Raw genomic sequence first — 18723 nt, forward strand, 5'->3', positions numbered from 1 at the left:
GGCCTCCCGCGGCCTGGGCGAGGCCATGGTCGGAATCAACGTCGACGAAATCCCGCAGCCGCACCGCCTCGCCGAGCGCGGCTGGTAACTGCACCAACGCCCAACTGACTCGCAGATATGGTCGTTTTGAGGGCTCAAAACGACCCCACCTGCGAGTCAGTTGGGCTGCGCGGGGTGGATTCCGTGGGCTACTCGAGGCCACGGCGCTTGAGCAGCGGTTCGAGTCCGGCGTCGCGGCCTCTGACGGCGCGGAAGGAATCCAGCGGATCCCGGCTGTTGCCGCGGGAGAGCAGTTCAGCCCGGAAGAAGTCGCCATTTGCGCGGGTGAGGCCGCCGTTGTCCTTAAACCATTCCACCGTCTCGGCGTCCAGCACCTCGCTCCAAATGTAGGAGTAGTAGCCCGCGGCGTAGCCGGCACCGGCAAAAATGTGCTGGAAGTACCCCGTGCGGTAGCGCGGCGGGATCAGGTGGTGTGCCACGCCGGCCGCTGCCAATGCCCCGGCCTCGAACTCCAGAACGTCCTCGGGCACCTCTGTGCCGTCCAGGACATGCCAGGCCAGGTCAAGCAGGGCAGCGCCCAGGTACTCGGTCGTGCCAAAGCCCTCGCCCCACAGCTGCGCGGCATCGAGCTTGGCCACGATCTCCTGCGGGAGCTTCTCGTTGGTGGCATGGTGGCGTGCGTAGTTCGCCAGAACCTCGGGCCACATGATCCACATTTCGTTGACCTGCGAGGGGTACTCCACAAAGTCCCGCGGCACGGAGGTACCGGAAAAGCGCGGGTACGTGACGGAGGAGAACAGTCCGTGCAGGGCGTGGCCGAACTCGTGGAACGCGGTGCGGAGTTCGTCGAGGGTCAGGAGGGTGGGTTCGCCGGCCGGTGGCTTGGAGATGTTCAGGTTGTTGATCACCACGGGCCGGGTGTTGAGCAGGCCGGACTGTTCCACCAGAGAGTTCATCCATGCTCCGCCGCGCTTGGACTCGCGGGTGTAGTAGTCGCCCAAAAATAGCCCCAGCTCGGTGCCGTCCTGGTTCCGGACTTCCCAGACCCGCACGTCCGCGTGGTAGCCGGAGAGGTCTGCGCGTTCGTGGAAGGTGACACCGTACAGCGCGTTGGCGGCGAAGAACACGCCCTCGTGCAGGACGCGGTCCAGCTCGAAGTAAGGGCGCAGAGCCTGTTCGTCAACTGCGTACCGTTCGCGTTTGACCTTGGCGGAGTAGTAGGCCCAGTCCCAGGCTTCGAGCGGGTGCCCGGCGATCTTGGCCAGCGCTTCTGCCTCCGCATTCGCGTTGCGGACGGCGGCTGGCGCGAGCCGGTTCATCATGGCCTGCACGGCGGCGAAGTCCGGGGCGGTCTGTTGATCCACGACCAGTTCGGCGTAGTTGTTGAAGCCCAGCAGCGCAGCCTTCTCGGCCCGGAGCCGGACTGTGTCCTTGACCAGATCCAAAACATCAAGGTTGCCGCCGGCGCTGCCGCGGCCAACGGACGCCTCGTACAGGCGCCGGCGGACGCCCCGGTGGTCCAGCGCGGCGAGGGCGGGCTGGTTGCTGGGCTGGATGAGGGTCAGCAGGTACTTGCCTTCGTGCCCGGCAGTGCGGGCAGCTTCCGCAGCGCTGGCAACATCGTCCGCGGGAAGTCCGGCAAGTTCGGTGGCGTCATCGAGCAGCAGAGCTGCGGACTTCATTGCTTCCTTGACCCGCTGGCCGAATTCCGTGCCCAACCGGGAGAGCTCGGCGTTGACGGCCTTGAGCCGATCCTGGCCCGCGCCGTCGAGCTGGATGCCGGACTGGCGGAATTCCTTGAGGTATTCGTCCACCAGGCGCGAAGACTCGGCGTCGAGCTGGTCGGTGTTAATCGCGGCGAACCGTTCGAACAGGCCACGGTTGAGGTACACGGCGTCCTGATGGGCCGACAAACGCGGGGATAGGGTGGTCTCCAGTTCGCGGATGGCGTCCGAGGCGTCGGCCGAGACGAGGGTGAAGAAGGAAGCGGCGGCGCGCTGCAGGAGCTGTCCGGACCGCTCCATGGCGAGCGCCGTATTTTCAAACGAGGCGGGTTCCGCGGTGTCCACGATCGCCTTGATCTCCGTGAGATGGGCGGCAAGACCGGCCTCGACCGCTTCGGAGTAGTGCTCATCGGTGATGTCCGCGAAGGGCGGCAGGCCGAAGGGCAGGTGGCTGGGGCTCATCAATGGGTTGATCATGAAATAACTCTTTCATGTAATGCAGGGAGTCTCAACGGCGGCCCGGCGTTTTTTGCCCGGCGCCATCGTAGGATGGCGCCATGCGTACCCTTACCCCGACTCGGCGTGCTCGCCTGATCACCGTTGCCGCAGCCCTGTTCCTCGTAGCCTCTTTGGCTTCCTGCGGGTCCGGCGCACAACCGGAAAACGGCGGCTCGCGTTCCGCGGCCGCCGGTAGCAGCGAGAGTGGTGCTGCATCGGCGGGGAACCCGGTACCGGGCCCGTCGACGTCACCGGCCCCGATCCCGACGCCGGGGAAGGGCCCGGCCTGCCGGGCCGTCCGTTGCGCCTCGGTGCTGGTGACCGGCGACATGCTGGTTCATGCCCAGCTGTGGGACCAGGCCCGTGCCGACGCCCTCGCCACCGGTGCGAAGGGCCTGGACTTCGGACCGCTACTGGAAGGCCAGCGCCGATACATCGAGAAGAGTGACCTGGCGATCTGCCACCAGGAAACACCGGTAGCCGGCCCCACCGGCCCCTTCTCCGCTTACCCCTCGTTCAACGTCCCGCCGCAGATTATTGCGGCTGCGCAGGGGGTGGGCTACCAGGCCTGCACGACGGCGAGTAACCACACCATCGACCAGGGCACGACCGGCCTGGTCCGCACGCTGGACGCCATGGACGCCGCCGGACTCCAGCACACCGGCTCGTACCGGAGCGAAGCGGACTCGCAGGGAATTATGGTCCTGAAAACCACTGCGGCCAAAATCGCGGTCATCGATGCCAGCTATGGGTTGAACGGGCAAGTTCCGGAGGCCGACTGGCAGGTGGACATGCTCGATCCCGGGGTGATGATCGCCAAGGCCAAGAAGGCCCGCGCCTTGGGAGCGGACATCGTCCTCGCTGCCATGCACGCCGGCGACGAGTACTCCAGTGAGCCCAACGCCGAGCAGCAAAGCGTCGCCCACGCTCTCGCGGACAGCGGCCAGTTCACCATGATCTACGGTCACCACACGCACTCGGTTCTCCCGATCGAGCAGTACAAGGGGACGTGGATTGTGTACGGACTGGGCAATGGGATCACCGAACTCTCGCCGAGCTACGTGGTCAACAATGAAGGTCTCCTGGTGCGGGTACAGTTCAGCCAGGACGCCGCCGGCAAGTGGACCGCCTCCGATCTGGCCTGGGCGCCGTCGGTAATTGTCCGCAGCCCCTACCGCTGGTGTTCCGTTGCCTCCGACGCCCCGCAGGGCCCCTGCGCCGGTGCCGCGGCCGACGCGGCCACCCACCTGCGCACCCAGACCGTGGTCGAGTCGATGGGAGCCGCAGCCGCGGGCGCCCACGAACTGCTCATCACGAGGGAGCCGTAGCGCCGGGCGGAACGGCCGCGCCCACTCCGCGGGGTCTTGCCGTGCTTCCGACCGGCGCATACCGTGGTGGTGACGCGAGGGCTGGGGGCAGTTCCTTTCACCACCGGGCAGGAGGCTTTCGTGGGCAGAGTACCGATAGCGGACCGGGAAACCCGGAACGGGACCTTTCCCAACGGCATGGACTACCTGAGCCTGGGCAATGGCGGGAAAAAACTCCTTTTCATCCAGGGTGGCCCGGGGAGCACGGTTCCCCGGGGGCTGCTGCGCCAGATGCTTCGGCGGCAGTTCGCCCCACTTTTCCGGGCCGGGTACTCCGTCTGGATTGTCACCCGGCGCCGGGGAATGCCGCCGGAACACCGGGTAGCCGACATGGCGGACGACTATGCGCGGCTGATAGCCGAGGAATTCGGCGGCCGCGTGGACATTGTCGTGGCTGAGTCGTTTGGCGGAATGATCGCCCAGTACCTGGCGGCGCGGCATCCCGAATCCTTCGACCACATGGCCATGGTGGTCACCGCCGCGGAGCTGAGTGACTGGGGCAAGGACGTCGACTCCCGGATGGCGCATGCCATTGCGGACGGGGACACGGACGGCGCCGGAACGGTCTTCGCCGAGTATCTGATCCCGAACGAGCGGCTTTGGTGGCTTCGGCGGATGCTCGGACCGGTAATCAGCCGCCTGGTCATCACCGGGGCCGGCTATCCGCTCGCGGACGTCTTGACCGAAGTCGAGGCGGAAGTGAGCTTTGATTCCAGGGCCGTGCTCCCGCACATCCGGCGGCCGGTGCTGCTGCTTTGCGGTGGCTCGGACCAGTTCTTCCCGCAGGACGTTGCGCGCGAGACGGCCGGACTTATCCCGGACTGCACCCTCATCTGGTACGAGGGCATGGGTCACCTCCGGGCAGCCTCAAGCAGCCGGATAGCCCGGGACGTCCTCGCCTATATAGGACCTGGCTAAGCGACGGCGCGGTCCGGGAACCCATCGGCGCGGCGTACCGGAGTGTCCGGCTCAGTCCAGCCGGGGCGTGGCGAAAACATCGCTGTGGCCGATCGTGGCCTGGCCCGGATCCCGGCGGGCGGCCAGCCAGTCGGCGACTTCCCCCGGGGTCAGCTCCCGCGTCTCCAACGCGGCAGCGCCGATGCCGGTGGCGAGTTCGCGCCGGAGATCCGAATCCTCCGGTCCGAGCAGCCAGGGCGAGTCGGCGGTGTGCACGGCATAACCGTGCATCGCGAGCAGTCCCGCCAGCGCAGCCGTGGCCCGCGGACCGGTGGACGGACCGAAGCCCTTGTCCCACTGCTGATGGCTGTTGAACGCACGAAGCACACGCCCGTCCTGCGGGTGGGCCGGCTGCCATTCCTGCCGGCCGTCGTAGCTCAGGACCGTGTAGAGCGGCAGCCCGGCCGCGCTGAGGGCGGCCGTGAACAGCTCCAGCCAGGGCTCCGAAACGAGGTCGAACAGTGCTGCGGCCGTGACAAGATCCGGAGCCGGCGCCAGCACCTGCGCCAGGTCACGGGTGAGGTCGGCCTCGGCGAAGCTGACGTCAATGCGCTTGTTCTCCTTGCGCAGCCGAAGGAGGGCGCCCTCGGACCGGCTCTCGTCCGCCCAGTCGACCAGGCGGTGCCGGGCCAAGGTCAGCAGCTGCGCGTCATAGTCCACCAGCCGCCAGGACTGGTGGTCCGGCAGGAACTTCGCGGTGCCCCGCAGATTGGACCCGGAACCGCAGCCCAGATCCACCACGCTGACGTGTGTGTGTGCCGCGAAATAGGCGGACAGCTGCTGCCCTAGCTCCGAATCCCGGGCCCGGTGGTCAGCCGGTTCGCGCAGGTCCAGCCACTCCGGGCTGAAGCCGCTCATGCCGCGTGCTCCGGGAGCAACCGGGCCACGGCCCGCACCGCGCCAGCGACCCGACCGGCAGTCTCAGACCAGGACGGCAGCGTCCGTCCGGCGGCCCAGGAGCGCTCCCCGAGGTCGGCGAGGCGCTGCGGATTGGTCAAAAGTAGTCGGAGGGCATTGCCGAGGGCGGGCGCGTCGCCGGGCGGGACCTTGACGGCAGCGCCGTCCGGCACCGTCTCGGCCGCGGCCCCGCCGGTGGTGCAGATAATCGGCAGGCCGTAGGACATCGCCTCCGCCAACGCCATGCCGTAGCCCTCATAGAGGGAAGGCATCACAAAGAGGTCGCTGGAGCGGTAGGCGGCCGCCAGCTCATCCGCCGTCAGGACACCGGTAAAGGTAACCCGGCCGGCAAGGCCGTGGGCCTCGATGGCGGCGGCCACGCGGGCGTGCTCGCCCGGCACCCGGTGAGTCTCACCGGCGATGGTGACATGCCAGTCCAGGTCAGTCAGCTGCGAAAGTGCCAGGGCCAGGACGCCGTAGGCCTTGCGTGGGGAGACCGACCCGACGCAGAGCAGTTCCGCCCCGCGTGTGCCGTCTGAGCCTTCGGCCCGGCGTGCCGGTGGTGTCCCCGGACAGGCGATCGAGATTTTGCCGGCCGGGACGCCGTAGTCGCGGCTCAGAGTCCGGGCCGTCACCGCGCTGGTGGCAATCACGTGCGTGGCGCGTGCCAGGGCATGGCGCTCGGTTGCCGCGAGCAACCGGCGTTCGTCTTCCGCGATCCCGGCTTCCAGTGCCAGTGGATGGTGGACGAGGGCCAGGAGCGGGTGGCCGGTCCCGTCGCCCAGCATCTCAAGCAGTGTGTCCGGGAACGCACCGAACGCGAGTCCGTCCACCATAACCGGGGTCCCGCGCCGCAGCGAGGCGAGCACCCGCCTGGTTTGTTCAACGTCAGCGGCCGTCGGAGACGGCCACTGGCCCGGGAGTTGGAGGTGCTGGACCCGGATGCCGGAGCCGGGCAGGTGCGTCAGGAGGCTGCGGTCATAGGCGTAGCCGCCGGTGGGCGCTGAAAGGTCGCCCGGGATGGCGAACACCAGCCCGGGATCTGGATCTCCAACCATGGCGGACTCCATTTCGAGCGACGGATGAGCGACGGGCCGCAGGTCACGGCACGCGAGACCCATGCTACCCGGATAGCCCGGACGGCGCCTTGGCCGTCAGCGCGGGCGGCGGGCGGCGTGGTCGCGGGCCAGGACGGCGTACGAGTCGTCCGGGGTACCGGGCGAGAAGCTGCCGTATTTGCGCTCGACGGCGGTCCGGATCAGGAAGTCTGCCAGGACCGGGTTCTTGGGCAATAGTGAGCCGTGCAGGTAGCTGGCCACAATGTTGCGGTAGCGGGCCCCTTCCTGGCCGGAACTGCTGTTGTTGCCCGTGCCCTTGGCGGTGGCTCCCAGCGGCGAGACGCCCGGGCCCAGGCTGGTCTGCCCGCTGTGGTTCTCGTACCCCAGCACGGTGCCGAACTCGGGGGAGGTCACCGACACGTTGCCGATCAGCCGCTCATCGGTGCCGTGGGTTTCCACGTCCAGGATGCCAATTCCCGGGATGATTGAACCCGTCCGGGTTTTGAAGAACTTCCCGAACAGCTGGTAGAGGCCGCAAATCACCAGCATCGGGGTGCCGTCCTCGGCCAGTTCCTTGAGCGCGGATTCGCGCGAGAGCAGGTCGTCCTGGATAACAAGCTGTCCGCTGTCCTGTCCGCCGCCTCCGACTACCAGGTCGATGTCCGCCGGAAAGGCGTCGCCGACGTTGTACTCAAGCAATTCCGGCGTGTAGCCGTGCCAGCGAAGCCGCTGTGCCAACACCAGGGCGTTTCCCCAGTCGCCGTAGATGTTCATGTCCCGCGGGTACAGCTGGAGGACCCGGATGGTTCCTTTGCTCATGAGACCACCTCCACAGTGGTGATTTTGGCCAGCTCGCGGCGGATGGCCAGCATCGCCGTGTAGGTGCAGAAGATTCGTTTGGGCTTGTTTTTGGCCCCGCGGATAAAGGCTGCCAGCGCGGGCGCAATCTCGGTATTCACGGCGCCAATCGAGACGTCGTTATACTGCAGCCGGAGTGCCATGTCGTAAGCGCGGGAGCCGCTCAACTGGTCCACGCCGCCTTCGCTCAGGGTGTCGAATTCCACATCCCAGAGCCAGGACATGTCCCGGCCGTCGGCATAGTTGTCATTGATTGCGATCATCGTGGCGTACCCCGCAGCAGGAAACGACTTCAGCCCGAGGCGGAAGCCGCTGGGGTTCTTCACCAGCACCAGGTCCAGCGGCAGGCCGTCGACGACGAGGCTTTCTCCGCGGCCAAAGGCCGGTGCCACCCGGGACAGGGCCGCCAGCAGGCTCTCGTTGTCCGCGACGGCCGTTTTTCCAGGGACAGGGTCCCCCACCGCAATTGCCCGCGCCAAGGTCAGCGCGGCCGCGGCGTTAAAGATGTTGTAGACACCGCGGAGCTTCATCGCCGTGGTGGCCGTGACGCCGTCGTACTCAAAGTCCGCGTCCGCGGCACCGACCCGGCGAAGCACAACGTCGGCATGCGGCTTGGCGGGAGCCGGCGGCACCGGGCTGCCGGGGGCGGTCCGCATCTCGTCGTCGTTTGGGAAGGTGCTCAGCAGGGAATCATCCAAGCCGAAGTAGAGGACGTCGGGGCCGCTGTGCGTGCCTGTTTTTCCCGTGCCCGTTACGTGCGGTTGCGCGGCGAGAGTTTCCGCGATCCGTGCGACGCGGGGGTCCTCGCGGTTCAGCACGACGGTTCCGGTGGTTTTGGCGGCGATGTGCTGCAGCAGCTGGGCGGTCTTGTCGATCTCGCCAAAACGGTCCAGCTGATCCCGCAGCACGTTGAGCAGGAGGCAGTAGCGCGGCGGCACCTGGTTCACGAAGTGCACCGCGTGCGCCTCGTCCAGTTCCAGCACGGCGACGTCCGCGTCGAGGCGTCCCAGCCAGTCCACCTCGCCGAGCAGCGCAGCGGCCACGCCGCGGGTGAAGTTGCTGCCGGTGCGGTTGGTGAAGACCTTCAGGCCCTGGCTCTCCAGGAGTTCGACCACCATCTTCGTGGTGGTGGTCTTGCCGTTGGTGCCGCTGACGACGGCGACGCCGTGCGGCAGCGTGGACAGCGTCCTGCGCATAAACCCGGGGTCGATTTTTTCGACGACCAGCCCCGGCAGGGCAGAGCCTCCGCCCCTGAGCCGGGACACCCGGCGGACGAGCTTGCCGAGCGGAACGCTGAAGTAAAACATGCTCTGTAATATATCCCAGCGTCGGCATGGAAGCCCGCCGGGCGGCGGCGGCGGGTTCGTTCAGGCCACTATGCTGTTCGGATGACCAACCCCTCTTCTGCCTCCTCTTCCCGCGCGGGTTCGGGCCTGCGGATCGGCGTCCTGGCCCTTCAGGGCGACTTCCGCGAACACCTGCGCGCGGTGGAAGAAGCCGGCGCCACGGGCATCGGCGTCCGCCGGGCGTCCGAACTCGACGGCCTCGATGGCCTCATCATTCCCGGGGGTGAATCGACAACCATCGACAAGCTGTCCCGGGCCTTCGGACTGCGTGATCCGCTGCGCACCCGCATCCGGGCCGGGCTGCCGGTCTACGGTTCCTGCGCCGGGATGATTCTCCTCGCCGAGGAAATCGCCGACCCCGCGAAGGACCTCGCCGGCAACCCCCAGCAGACCTTCGGGGGCCTTGACATCACGGTGCGCCGGAACGCCTTCGGCCGGCAGCGTGAGTCTTTCGAAACGGATCTCGATTTCAAGGGCTTGGGCTTCAGTGCCACCGGCGACGGCGTCGCCCCCGTGCACGCTGTTTTTATCCGCGGACCGTGGGTGGAACGCGTCGGCGACGGCGTGGAGGTCCTCGCCGTAGTGGAGCCGGCCGGCGCCTCCCACCCCGAGGCGCTGGCCGGGGCGGCTAGAATTGTTGCTGTGCGTTCCGGCAAGCTGCTGGCCACCTCCTTCCACCCGGAAGTGACGGGGGAGAAGCGTGTGCATAAATTGTTTATCCGAATGATCAGAGGAGAAGCGTAAAGCATGTCAGGCCACTCCAAATGGGCGACGACCAAGCACAAGAAGGCCATCCTCGACAGCCGCCGGGCCAAGTCGTTCGCCAAGCTGATCAAGAACATCGAAGTCGCCGCACGGATGGGCGGTCCGGACCTCGCCGGCAACCCGGGCCTGGAACTCGCCGTCACCAAGGCAAAAAAGACATCGGTCCCCGCTGACAACATCGACCGTGCCATCAAGCGCGGCGCCGGCCTCACCGGCGAAGTGGTTGACTACACCGAGATCATGTACGAATGCCGCGGGCCGCAGGGCTCGGCGCTGCTGATCGAGTGCCTGACCGACAACAAAAACCGTGCCGCCTCCGAAGTCCGGCTCGCCATTTCCCGCAACGGCGGAACCATCGCCGATCCCGGTTCGGTCAGCTACCTCTTCTCCCGCAAGGGTGTCGTTTCGCTGCCGAAGAACGGCCTCAGCGAGGACGATGTCCTGATGGCCGTCCTGGACGCCGGCGCCGAGGAAGTCAAGGACCACTCGGACAGCTTCGAGATCCATTCCGAGCCGACGGACCTGCAGGCCATCCGCGATGCCCTCAAGGACGCGGGGATCGAATACGATTCCGACGAGGCGGAGTTTGTCCCGTCCATGCAGGTTCCGCTGGACCTCGAAGCCGCCAAAAAGTTCATGAAGCTTGTCGATGCCCTCGAAGAACTCGATGACGTCCAGAACGTCTACAGCAACGCCGACCTCAGCGACGAAGTGCAGGCCGCACTGGAAGCGGAGTGACGCTGCGCGTCCTCGGCGTCGACCCGGGCCTCACCCGCTGCGGGATCGGCGTCGTGGACGTTGAGAAAAACCGCCGGGCCACGATGGTGGCGTTCGGCGTCGTCGGGACCTCGCCGGAGGAAAGCCTGGACCAGCGCCTCCTGGTCATCGCGACCTCCATCGACGAGTGGCTGGACAAGTACACACCGCACGTCCTGGCCGTTGAGCGCGTCTTTTCCCAGCTGAACGTCAGCACCGTGATGGGGGTGGCCCAGGCCTCGGGCGTGGTGATCGCCGCTGCCGCGCGCCGCGGCATCCCGGTAGCGCTGCACACACCGTCCGAGGTCAAAGCCGCCGTGACCGGCAGCGGCACGTCCAACAAGGATGCCGTGACCAAGCTGGTTACCAAGATCCTCCGCCTTGACGCCCCGCCGCGGCCGGCCGACGCAGCCGACGCCCTGGCGTTGGCCATCACCCACGCCTGGCGGGCCGGAAGCGGCGCGGCCGTCAGCACCACCGGGCCCGGCAGCGGCTCCTTGACTCCCGCGCAACGGGCTTGGGCAGACGCGGAAGCCAAAGCGCGCCGCACCCGCTGAATGTCCGGTGCGCTTGCTAGGGTATTCGTAGATATGTTCGGATAGCCGGGTCCTCCCGGTTCATGTATGGCTGAATTTTCAGGAGCCCGGCTTTGATCAGTTTTCTCCGCGGAACCGTAGCGCACGTTGGCCTGTCCTCCGCCGTGATCGACCTCAACGGCGCCGGCATGAGCGTGAACGCCACGCCGCAGACCCTCAGCAGGCTCCGTGCCGGCGAGGAAGGGAAGCTGTTCACCTCCCTGATCGTGCGGGAGGACTCCCTTACCCTGTTTGGATTCGCTTCCGACGACGAACGAGCTGTGTTCGACATCCTGCTCAGCGTCAGCGGCGTCGGGCCCCGGCTGGCTCTCGCAGTCCTGGCCGTGCATGAGCCGGAAACGATCCGCGTCGCCGCACACTCCGGAGACGGCAAGGCCTTCACCAAGGTGCCGGGGATTGGCCCCAAGGTCGCCGGGCGGATTGTGCTGGAACTGGCCGGCAAGCTGGTGCCGCACGGCACCGCGGCCGATGCACCTGCTCCCGCGGCAAGCTCCGAGTCGGTCTGGAAGCCCCAGGTGGTCGCGGCCATGACGAGCCTGGGCTGGTCCGAGAAGGATGCCACCTCCAGCATCGACAAGTCCCTGGCCGATTCACCCGAACTGGCCGACAGGGGCAACGTGGCCGAGATCCTGCGCGCCACCCTCCGCTGGCTGGGCCAGGACGGCGCCCGGGCCGGCAACAGGGCAGGCGCCCGTGGCTGAGCCATCCGTCGTCGCCGGGGGAGAGGAGCCGGAGGAGCGGGTCATCGAAGCCGCCCTCAGGCCCAAAAACCTGCATGACTTCGTGGGCCAGCACCGGGTCCGGAAACAACTGTCACTGGTCCTGGAAGCTTCCCGCATGCGGGGCCGCAGCGCTGACCATGTCCTGCTCTCCGGTCCTCCCGGCCTGGGTAAGACCACGCTGTCCATGATCATTGCGGCCGAGATGAACGCACCGCTGCGAATCAGCAGCGGCCCGGCGATCCAGCACGCAGGCGACCTGGCTGCCATCCTGTCCTCGCTCTCCGAAGGTGAAGTCCTTTTCCTTGATGAAATCCACCGGATGTCCCGGCCGGCCGAGGAAATGCTCTATATGGCCATGGAGGATTTCCGGGTCGACATCGTCGTCGGCAAGGGAGCCGGAGCTACCGCCATCCCGATTGAACTTCCGCCGTTCACCCTGGTGGGTGCGACCACCCGCGCGGGCCTGCTGCCCGGACCGCTCCGGGACCGGTTCGGCTTCACCGGACATCTCGAGTTTTACTCCGTGGCGGAATTGGAACTCGTCCTCCGGCGCTCTGCAGGCCTGCTGGACCTGAAGGTCAACTCCGCCGGGTTCAGCGAAATTGCCGGGCGGTCCCGCGGTACGCCCCGCATCGCAAACCGGCTCCTGCGCCGGGTCCGCGACTGGGCGCTGGTGCACGGGGTCGAGCAGATCGATGCCCGGACCGCGTCCGCGGCGCTGGACATGTACGAAGTCGACAAACGCGGACTTGACCGGCTGGACCGGGCCGTCCTGGAGGCTTTGATCACCAAGTTCGGCGGCGGACCCGTGGGCCTGTCCACCCTGGCTATCGCCGTCGGCGAGGAGACGGAAACGGTGGAAACCGTCGCCGAGCCGTACCTCGTCCGCGAGGGCCTGCTGGGCCGGACCCCCCGGGGCAGGATCGCGCTCGCCCCGGCCTGGACACATCTTGGCTACGCGGTGCCGCCCGGCGTTTTCGCGCAGGACCCGCTGGAACTCTTCCCGGCGGACGGTGACGCCGACTTCGAGGCCGGGCCGGGCCAGGATGCCGATCCGGAATGGATCCGTAACCGTCAATAGCAGCAGCGCGTAGCCTTTCCCTCTAGACTAGTATGACGCTCGGCACGTTCGGGTCTTTGTTTCCGTGCGCGGCCAGTTCCTGGCCGCCGTCGGCTCGGCATAATTTGCCTGCCAGCTATCCCGGAGCGAAACGGACGTTGCTGTACAACCAGCTACGCAAGTACAGAATGGAACTTTTCCCTTGGATCCAATGAACATCCTGCTTTTCGTTATGCTCGGACTCTTCGTCTTTATGATGTTCCGACGCAACAAGAAGACCAAGGAACAGGCAGCCACGCTGCAGTCACAGTTCGCCCCGGGTGTCGAGGTTATGACCAGTTTCGGCCTCTTCGGACGGATCGTCGAGATCGACGACGCAGAGAACAAGGTCCTGCTCGAACTCTCCCCGGGGAACACCGCCACAGTGCACCGCCAGGCAGTTACCAAGATCGTCGAGCCGGTCCTCGCCGCCGAGGAGCCTGCAGTGGTTCCCAACGATGCATCTTCGCTGACCATCGAGAAGTCCGAAAGCATCGCTCCTGTCAACGATGCACCGCGCGATGAGACGCCTGAGGAAACCCTGCGCCGCCTCAGCGACGAAGGCAAAAAAGACAGCTAGTCTGCCTGTTTGAGCTATCCCGCGAAACAACGGCTGCGGGCCACCGCCGGAGCGCGCCCGTGAGGGCCGCACGGCGGTTCCTCCGTAAACAATAGAAAGATCCACAATGGCACGAACTGGCCCCAAAAACACAGCCCTCAGGGTGCTGGTCTGGCTCGGCGTTATCCTCGCCGTCCTGACGGCCGTCCTGGCCGGCGGCACCATGGCCGGCCAGGCGAGCTGGGCACCCAAGCTCGCCCTGGACCTTGAAGGCGGCACCCAGATGATCCTGGCGCCCAAGGTTGAAGGCGGTTCAGGCATCAATGAAGAGCAGCTCAATCAGGCCGTGGCGATCATCCGCCAGCGTGTGGACGGCTCCGGTGTCGCGGAAGCCGAAATCAGCACGCAGTCCGGCCGGAACGTCGTCGTCAGCCTGCCGGGCACACCCGCCAAGGAAACCCGCGCCCTGATCCAGGCGTCCGCCGACATGAATTTCCGCCCCGTCCTCCAAGCCGGTCCGGGCGCAGCCGTCCCCACGGAGTCCTTGACTCCGGAAGACCAGCTGCCCAAGCCCACCGCCGAGCCCACCAACGGCAGCGACATTAACTGGGTTACCCCGGAGGTCTACAAGAAGTTCGAGTTGCTCAACTGCGACAACCCGTCGCAGGACAAGCAGGAACGCTCCGACCCGACCAAACCGCTGGTAACCTGCGAGCCGGCCTCCGCCAGCTCCCCGGCGATCAAGTACATCCTTGGCCCGGTTGAAGTCAAAGGCTCAAACATCGCCGGGTCCTCCTTCCAGCTGCAGCGCGGCGCCCAGGGTGCGGTGACCAACGAGTGGGCAGTTAACATCCAGTTCAACGACGAAGGCACCACCAAGTTCAAGGCAGTCACTGAGCGGCTGTATCAGTTCAACGTCGCCAGCCAGGCCCAGGGCGGCTCGGATCCGAAAGCGCAGTTTGCCATCGTGCTCGATGACCAGGTCATCTCCGCGCCGCGTGCGAATGCGGTCATCACCGATGGACGTCCGCAGATCACCGGCGGGTTCACCGAACAGTCCGCGAAGGCACTCTCGGACCAGCTCCGCTTTGGAGCCTTGCCGATCAGCTTCGAAATCCAGAGCGAACAGCAGATCTCAGCCACCCTGGGTGGTGAGCAGCTGCGGATGGGCATGCTGGCGGGCCTGATCGGCCTGTTGCTGGTGGTCGTCTACTCACTGTTCCAGTACCGGGCCTTGGGCCTGGTCACCGTGGCGTCCCTGGTGGTTGCCGGTGCCCTGACCTACCTGGCCATCGCGATCCTTGGCTGGACGGAAAACTACCGGCTCTCGCTTGCCGGTGTGGCCGGTCTGATTGTGGCAATCGGACAGACAGCTGACTCCTTCATCGTCTACTTCGAACGCATCCGTGACGAGCTCCGGGAAGGCCGAGGACTCGTTTCGGCAGTCCAGAACGGCTGGAAGCGCGCCAAACGCACAGTGCTCGCATCCAAGGCGGTCAACCTGCTGGCCGCACTGGTGCTGTACTTCGTGGCAGTGGGCAACGTCCGCGGCTTCGCGTTTACGCTTGGCCTGACTGCCATCGCGGACCTCATCGTTGTGTTTATGTTCACGCACCCGACGCTTCAGCTGCTCTCGGGCACCAAGTTCTTCGGCGAAGGCCACCGGTTCTCCGGCCTGGACCCGAAGCGGCTCGGGGCCATCCCGCTGTACCGCGGGGCGGGCCGGATCCGCACCCCGGATGACAAGCCCGCCGTTGCGCTTCGCGCCAAGAACACCGGCGCCGCGGCCGAGGCCGAACGCCGGATGACCATTGCGGAACGACGGCTCGCGGAACGCCAGGAACAGCTTGCCGGTTCCTCCAAGAACGCGTCCAAGGAGGGCAACTAAATGGCCACCAGCTTCGCCAATTTCGGCAATGAGCTCTACACGGGCAAGCGCTCGTACGACTTCGTCGATTCCAAGAAAATCTGGTTCCTGATTGCAGCCGTCCTGGTTGCGCTCTCGATCCTGCTGCCGGTCGCCAAGGGTGGCTTCAATCTCGGCATCGAGTTCCGGGGCGGCTCGGAATTCACCGTCTCAAATGTCAAGACCACGGACCCTGCCCTCGGCGAGAAAGCCGTGAAGGACGTTGTCTCTGGAAGCGTCCCGCGCGTCGCCAACGTTGCCGGCACCACGATGCGGATCCAAACGGACAAGCTCACCGACGACGAGACACTGCGGATCAAGGACGGACTCACCACGGCCTACGGCGTCACCGACAATGAGGTCACCTCGACCTTTGTCGGGCCGACGTGGGGTGCCGACGTTACAAAACAGGCCCTTTTGGGCCTGGCGATCTTCGTCGGTCTCGCCGCGGTGCTGATGGCGCTGTACTTCCGGACCTGGAAGATGTCGCTCTCGGCCCTCGTGGGCATGCTGGTGACGATGTTCATCACCGCCGGCGTCTATGCCCTCAGCGATTTCGAGGTCACGCCGTCGGCCATCATTGGGTTCCTCACCGTGCTGAGCTACTCGCTGTACGACACAGTGGTGGTCTTCGACAAGATCCGCGAGAACACCGCGGACCTGCAGGCGTCCACCCGCCGGACGTTCGGCGAGGAGGTCAACCTGGCCGTCAACCAGACCTTGGTGCGCTCCATCAACACCATGATGGTTGCCATCCTTCCTGTGGGTGCGATCCTATTCATCGGCGCTGGCCTGCTCGGCGCCGGAACCTTGCGGGACCTCTCACTGGCTCTTTTTGTCGGCATCCTGATCGGCACGGCGGCCACCATATTTATCGCCGCGCCCCTCTACGCCTGGCTGCGCCAGGGCGAACGGGAGTTGGTCAAGCAGGCCGCACGGGTGCAGCAGCGCCGGGCGCAGGCTGCCGCCAAGGCGGAAACCGCAGAAGCTCCCGCGACGGCCTAGCCGCAGCGGTCCTGCCGGACCCGGTCCGCCGGGGTATTTGCTTCCGCAGACCTTCGGGCCGGAGAACGCCATTCGTGGTGCTCTCCGGCCCGTCGCCGTATCGTCGACGGTTATCGAAGTATCCTGCTGCGGGAATAGACTGGAAGAATTAACGGGTTCGGAGAGGTGCTCCATTGGAAGAACGTTCGACGCCGGTGCCAACAGCGCAGGCGGATGAGGCTGCAGGCCAGGGTTCGCAGACTGGCGTGGTGGCTCCGGGACGCGCTGATCCGCCCGTCCCGGTCGACAGTTCGGGGGCCCGCCCGACCTTCCCCGGCCGCCGTGAGCGCACCCGCTCCCGGCTGGCGCGCCTGACCGGTCGCGGTGCACCTGCCTATTCGCCCATCCTGGAGCCGCTCCTGCGCACCGTGCGGGCCAACAACCCCAAAGAGGACTTTGAGCTGATTCAGCGTGCCTTTGTGGTGGCGGAGAGCTGCCACCGCGGGCAGAAGCGCAAGAGCGGCGACCCGTACATTACCCACCCCGTGGCGGTTGCCACCATCCTGGCCGAACTGGGGCTCAGCGGAACCACCCTGGCGGCGGCTCTCCTGCACGACACGGTCGAGGACACCTCGTACTCCCTGGAGGACCTGAAAGCCGAATTCGGGCCGGAAGTGGCCATGCTGGTCGACGGGGTCACCAAGCTGGACAAGGTCAGCTTCGGCGAGGCCGCCCAGTCTGAAACCGTGCGCAAAATGGTCGTCGCCATGGCCAAGGACATCCGGGTCCTGATGATCAAGCTGGCCGACCGGCTGCACAACGCCAGGACCTGGCGCTTCGTCTCGGCCGAGTCGTCGGCGCGCAAGGCCCGGGAAACACTGGAGATCTTCGCTCCGCTGGCACACCGGCTGGGCATGAATACCATCAAATGGGAACTTGAAGACCTCTCCTTTGCGGCGCTGTATCCGAAGGTCTACGAGGAAATCGTGCGTATGGTGGGGGACCGGACCCCCGAACGCGAAAAGAACCTCTCGGTGATCCGGAACCAGATCACCGAGGACCTGCGCGAAGCGAAAATTAAGGCCACTATCAGCGGCCGGCCCAAGCATTACTACTCGATTTACCAGAAGATGATTGTTCGGGACAAAGATTTCGACGACATCAACGACCTGATGGGCGTCCGGGTGCTGGTCGACTCGGTCCGGGACTGTTACGCGGCCCTCGGCGCCATGCACTCACGCTGGAACCCCCTCCCCGGGCGGTTCAAGGACTATATCGCGATGCCCAAGTTCAACATGTACCAGTCGCTGCACACCACCGTCATCGGCCCCGGCGGCAAACCCGTGGAGATCCAGATCCGCACGCACGAAATGCACCGCCGCGCTGAATACGGCGTTGCGGCACACTGGAAGTATAAGGATCAGCCGAACCGCACCGCTGCCGGGCCGGGAAGCCCCCGCGAGGGTGAGATGGGCTGGCTCCGCTCCCTCGTGGACTGGCAGCAGGAAACCTCCGATCCGGGCGAGTTCCTGGACTCGCTGCGTTTTGAAATCAACGCCCGGGAGGTTTTTGTTTTTACCCCCAAGGGCGAGGTTATGGCCCTACCCGCCGGTTCCACACCCGTGGACTTCGCCTACGCCGTCCACACCGAAGTGGGCCACCGGACCATCGGGGCCCGAGTCAACGGCAAACTGGTCCCGCTGAACAGTGAACTGAACCACGGCGACTGGGTGGAAATCTTCACGTCCAAGGCCGAGGGCGCCGGTCCCAGCCAGGACTGGCAGCATTTCGTCAAGAGCGCCCGGGCCCGCAACAAGATCCGTCAGTGGTTCAGCAAGGAACGCCGCGAAGAGTCGATCGACCGGGGCAAGGAAATGCTGACCAAGGCGATGCGCAAGCAAAACCTGCCGTTGCAGCGCCTGATGACCCATGACGCCCTCGCCGCGATCGCGGAGGACTTAAAGTATGTCGACATCTCCGGTCTGTACGCAGGGGTCGGCGACGGCCACACCTCGGCTCAGTCCGTTATGGAACGCCTCGTGGAAAGCGTCGGCGGCAACGACACTCCCGACGACGCCCTCACCGAGGTTTCCATCCCCTCGCAAGTCAGCAAGGGACGGTACTCCGATTCAGGCGTCGTAGTACGCGGCGTGGACGATGTCTGGGTCAAGCTCGCCCGCTGCTGCACACCTGTTCCGCCGGACCCGATCCTGGGCTTCGTCACCCGCGGTTCCGGCGTTTCAGTGCACCGGACGGACTGCACCAACGTCAGTGGGCTGCTGGAGCAGCCAGACCGGATAGTGGAGGTTGATTGGGCACCCACCCAGTCGAGCGTTTTCCTGGTCGAAATCCAGGTTGAAGCCCTTGACCGCAAGTCGCTGCTCTCGGACGTGACCCGCATCCTGTCGGAGAACCACGTCAACATCCTGGCCGCGAGCGTTCACACATCCACGGACAGGGTAGCCATCTCGAAATTCGCTTTCGAGATGGGCGACCCGAAATACCTCAGCCATGTGCTCAGTGCCGTCCGACGCATCGACGGGGTCTTTGACGTCTACCGGACCACCGGCAGCCGGCGGCGCGGCTGAATCTTGTTTGGCGAGACACCGTAACCGGGCGCCGGGAGGCGCC

General features: G+C 65.9%; 16 protein-coding genes. 11 read left to right on the plus strand and 5 right to left on the minus strand.

Annotated features, from left to right (window positions below):
- Positions 1–188 precede the first annotated feature (188 nt).
- Positions 189–2201, minus strand: coding sequence for a M3 family metallopeptidase (locus tag QK287_RS14755; protein WP_226775091.1), 2013 nt, complete (start codon positions 2199–2201; stop codon positions 189–191).
- Positions 2202–2281: 80 nt separating this feature from the next.
- Here QK287_RS14755 and QK287_RS14760 point away from each other — a divergent pair, with 80 nt between their 5' ends.
- Together QK287_RS14760 and QK287_RS14765 are read left to right on the plus strand one after the other, a co-directional pair.
- Positions 2282–3550: a CapA family protein gene (locus QK287_RS14760; protein WP_282360578.1), complete on the plus strand. Its 1269-nt coding sequence runs from the start codon at positions 2282–2284 to the stop codon at positions 3548–3550.
- Between the two features lie 120 nt (positions 3551–3670).
- Positions 3671–4507: an alpha/beta fold hydrolase gene (locus QK287_RS14765; protein ID WP_282360579.1), complete on the plus strand. Its 837-nt coding sequence runs from the start codon at positions 3671–3673 to the stop codon at positions 4505–4507.
- A gap of 51 nt (positions 4508–4558) precedes the next feature.
- Here the strand turns inward: QK287_RS14765 and QK287_RS14770 are convergent, their stop codons facing one another.
- From QK287_RS14770 to QK287_RS14785, 4 genes are all read right to left on the minus strand, one after another.
- The gene (locus tag QK287_RS14770; RefSeq protein ID WP_282360581.1) at positions 4559–5404 is read right to left on the minus strand and encodes a class I SAM-dependent methyltransferase; all 846 of its coding nucleotides are present in this window, start codon (positions 5402–5404) and stop codon (positions 4559–4561) included.
- Positions 5401–6501, minus strand: coding sequence for a glycosyltransferase family 4 protein (locus QK287_RS14775; RefSeq protein ID WP_282360582.1), 1101 nt, complete (start codon positions 6499–6501; stop codon positions 5401–5403). Before QK287_RS14775 ends, QK287_RS14770 begins: the two co-directional genes overlap by 4 nt.
- A gap of 96 nt (positions 6502–6597) precedes the next feature.
- On the minus strand, positions 6598–7320 hold the full coding sequence (locus QK287_RS14780; protein ID WP_282360583.1) for a glutamine amidotransferase: 723 nt from the start codon (positions 7318–7320) through the stop codon (positions 6598–6600).
- Positions 7317–8666, minus strand: a complete 1350-nt coding sequence (locus QK287_RS14785; protein WP_282360586.1) for a Mur ligase family protein — start codon at positions 8664–8666, stop codon at positions 7317–7319. The genes QK287_RS14780 and QK287_RS14785 overlap by 4 nt, the downstream gene beginning before the upstream one ends.
- An 81-nt stretch (positions 8667–8747) precedes the next feature.
- Between QK287_RS14785 and pdxT the strand changes: the two genes are divergently transcribed.
- The 9 genes from pdxT to QK287_RS14830 all read left to right on the plus strand — a co-directional run bounded on the left by pdxT (position 8748) and on the right by QK287_RS14830 (position 18680).
- Positions 8748–9449 carry a pyridoxal 5'-phosphate synthase glutaminase subunit PdxT gene (pdxT, locus tag QK287_RS14790; RefSeq protein WP_253032661.1) on the plus strand — a complete coding sequence of 234 codons (702 nt, stop codon included), beginning with the start codon at positions 8748–8750 and terminating at the stop codon, positions 9447–9449.
- A gap of 3 nt (positions 9450–9452) precedes the next feature.
- Positions 9453–10208 (plus strand): YebC/PmpR family DNA-binding transcriptional regulator, encoded by a 756-nt coding sequence (locus QK287_RS14795; protein WP_226775099.1) that lies wholly within the window; start codon positions 9453–9455, stop codon positions 10206–10208.
- Positions 10205–10783, plus strand: a complete 579-nt coding sequence (gene ruvC / locus QK287_RS14800; protein ID WP_282360589.1) for a crossover junction endodeoxyribonuclease RuvC — start codon at positions 10205–10207, stop codon at positions 10781–10783. Before QK287_RS14795 ends, ruvC begins: the two co-directional genes overlap by 4 nt.
- Positions 10784–10875: 92 nt before the next feature.
- Positions 10876–11523 (plus strand): Holliday junction branch migration protein RuvA, encoded by a 648-nt coding sequence (gene ruvA / locus QK287_RS14805; protein ID WP_226775101.1) that lies wholly within the window; start codon positions 10876–10878, stop codon positions 11521–11523.
- Positions 11516–12625: a Holliday junction branch migration DNA helicase RuvB gene (ruvB, locus tag QK287_RS14810; RefSeq protein ID WP_282360590.1), complete on the plus strand. Its 1110-nt coding sequence runs from the start codon at positions 11516–11518 to the stop codon at positions 12623–12625. Before ruvA ends, ruvB begins: the two co-directional genes overlap by 8 nt.
- A gap of 190 nt (positions 12626–12815) precedes the next feature.
- Positions 12816–13223, plus strand: a complete 408-nt coding sequence (yajC, locus tag QK287_RS14815; RefSeq protein ID WP_226775103.1) for a preprotein translocase subunit YajC — start codon at positions 12816–12818, stop codon at positions 13221–13223.
- Positions 13224–13329: 106 nt separating this feature from the next.
- Positions 13330–15090 carry a protein translocase subunit SecD gene (gene secD / locus QK287_RS14820; protein WP_282360591.1) on the plus strand — a complete coding sequence of 587 codons (1761 nt, stop codon included), beginning with the start codon at positions 13330–13332 and terminating at the stop codon, positions 15088–15090.
- Positions 15091–16113 carry a protein translocase subunit SecF gene (secF, locus tag QK287_RS14825; RefSeq protein WP_226775105.1) on the plus strand — a complete coding sequence of 341 codons (1023 nt, stop codon included), beginning with the start codon at positions 15091–15093 and terminating at the stop codon, positions 16111–16113.
- Between the two features lie 248 nt (positions 16114–16361).
- Positions 16362–18680 (plus strand): bifunctional (p)ppGpp synthetase/guanosine-3',5'-bis(diphosphate) 3'-pyrophosphohydrolase, encoded by a 2319-nt coding sequence (locus QK287_RS14830; protein ID WP_282360638.1) that lies wholly within the window; start codon positions 16362–16364, stop codon positions 18678–18680.
- The last annotated feature ends 43 nt before the right edge of the window (positions 18681–18723 follow it).

The organism is Arthrobacter sp. AL05 (genome assembly GCF_029960715.1).
Taxonomy (GTDB): domain Bacteria; phylum Actinomycetota; class Actinomycetes; order Actinomycetales; family Micrococcaceae; genus Arthrobacter.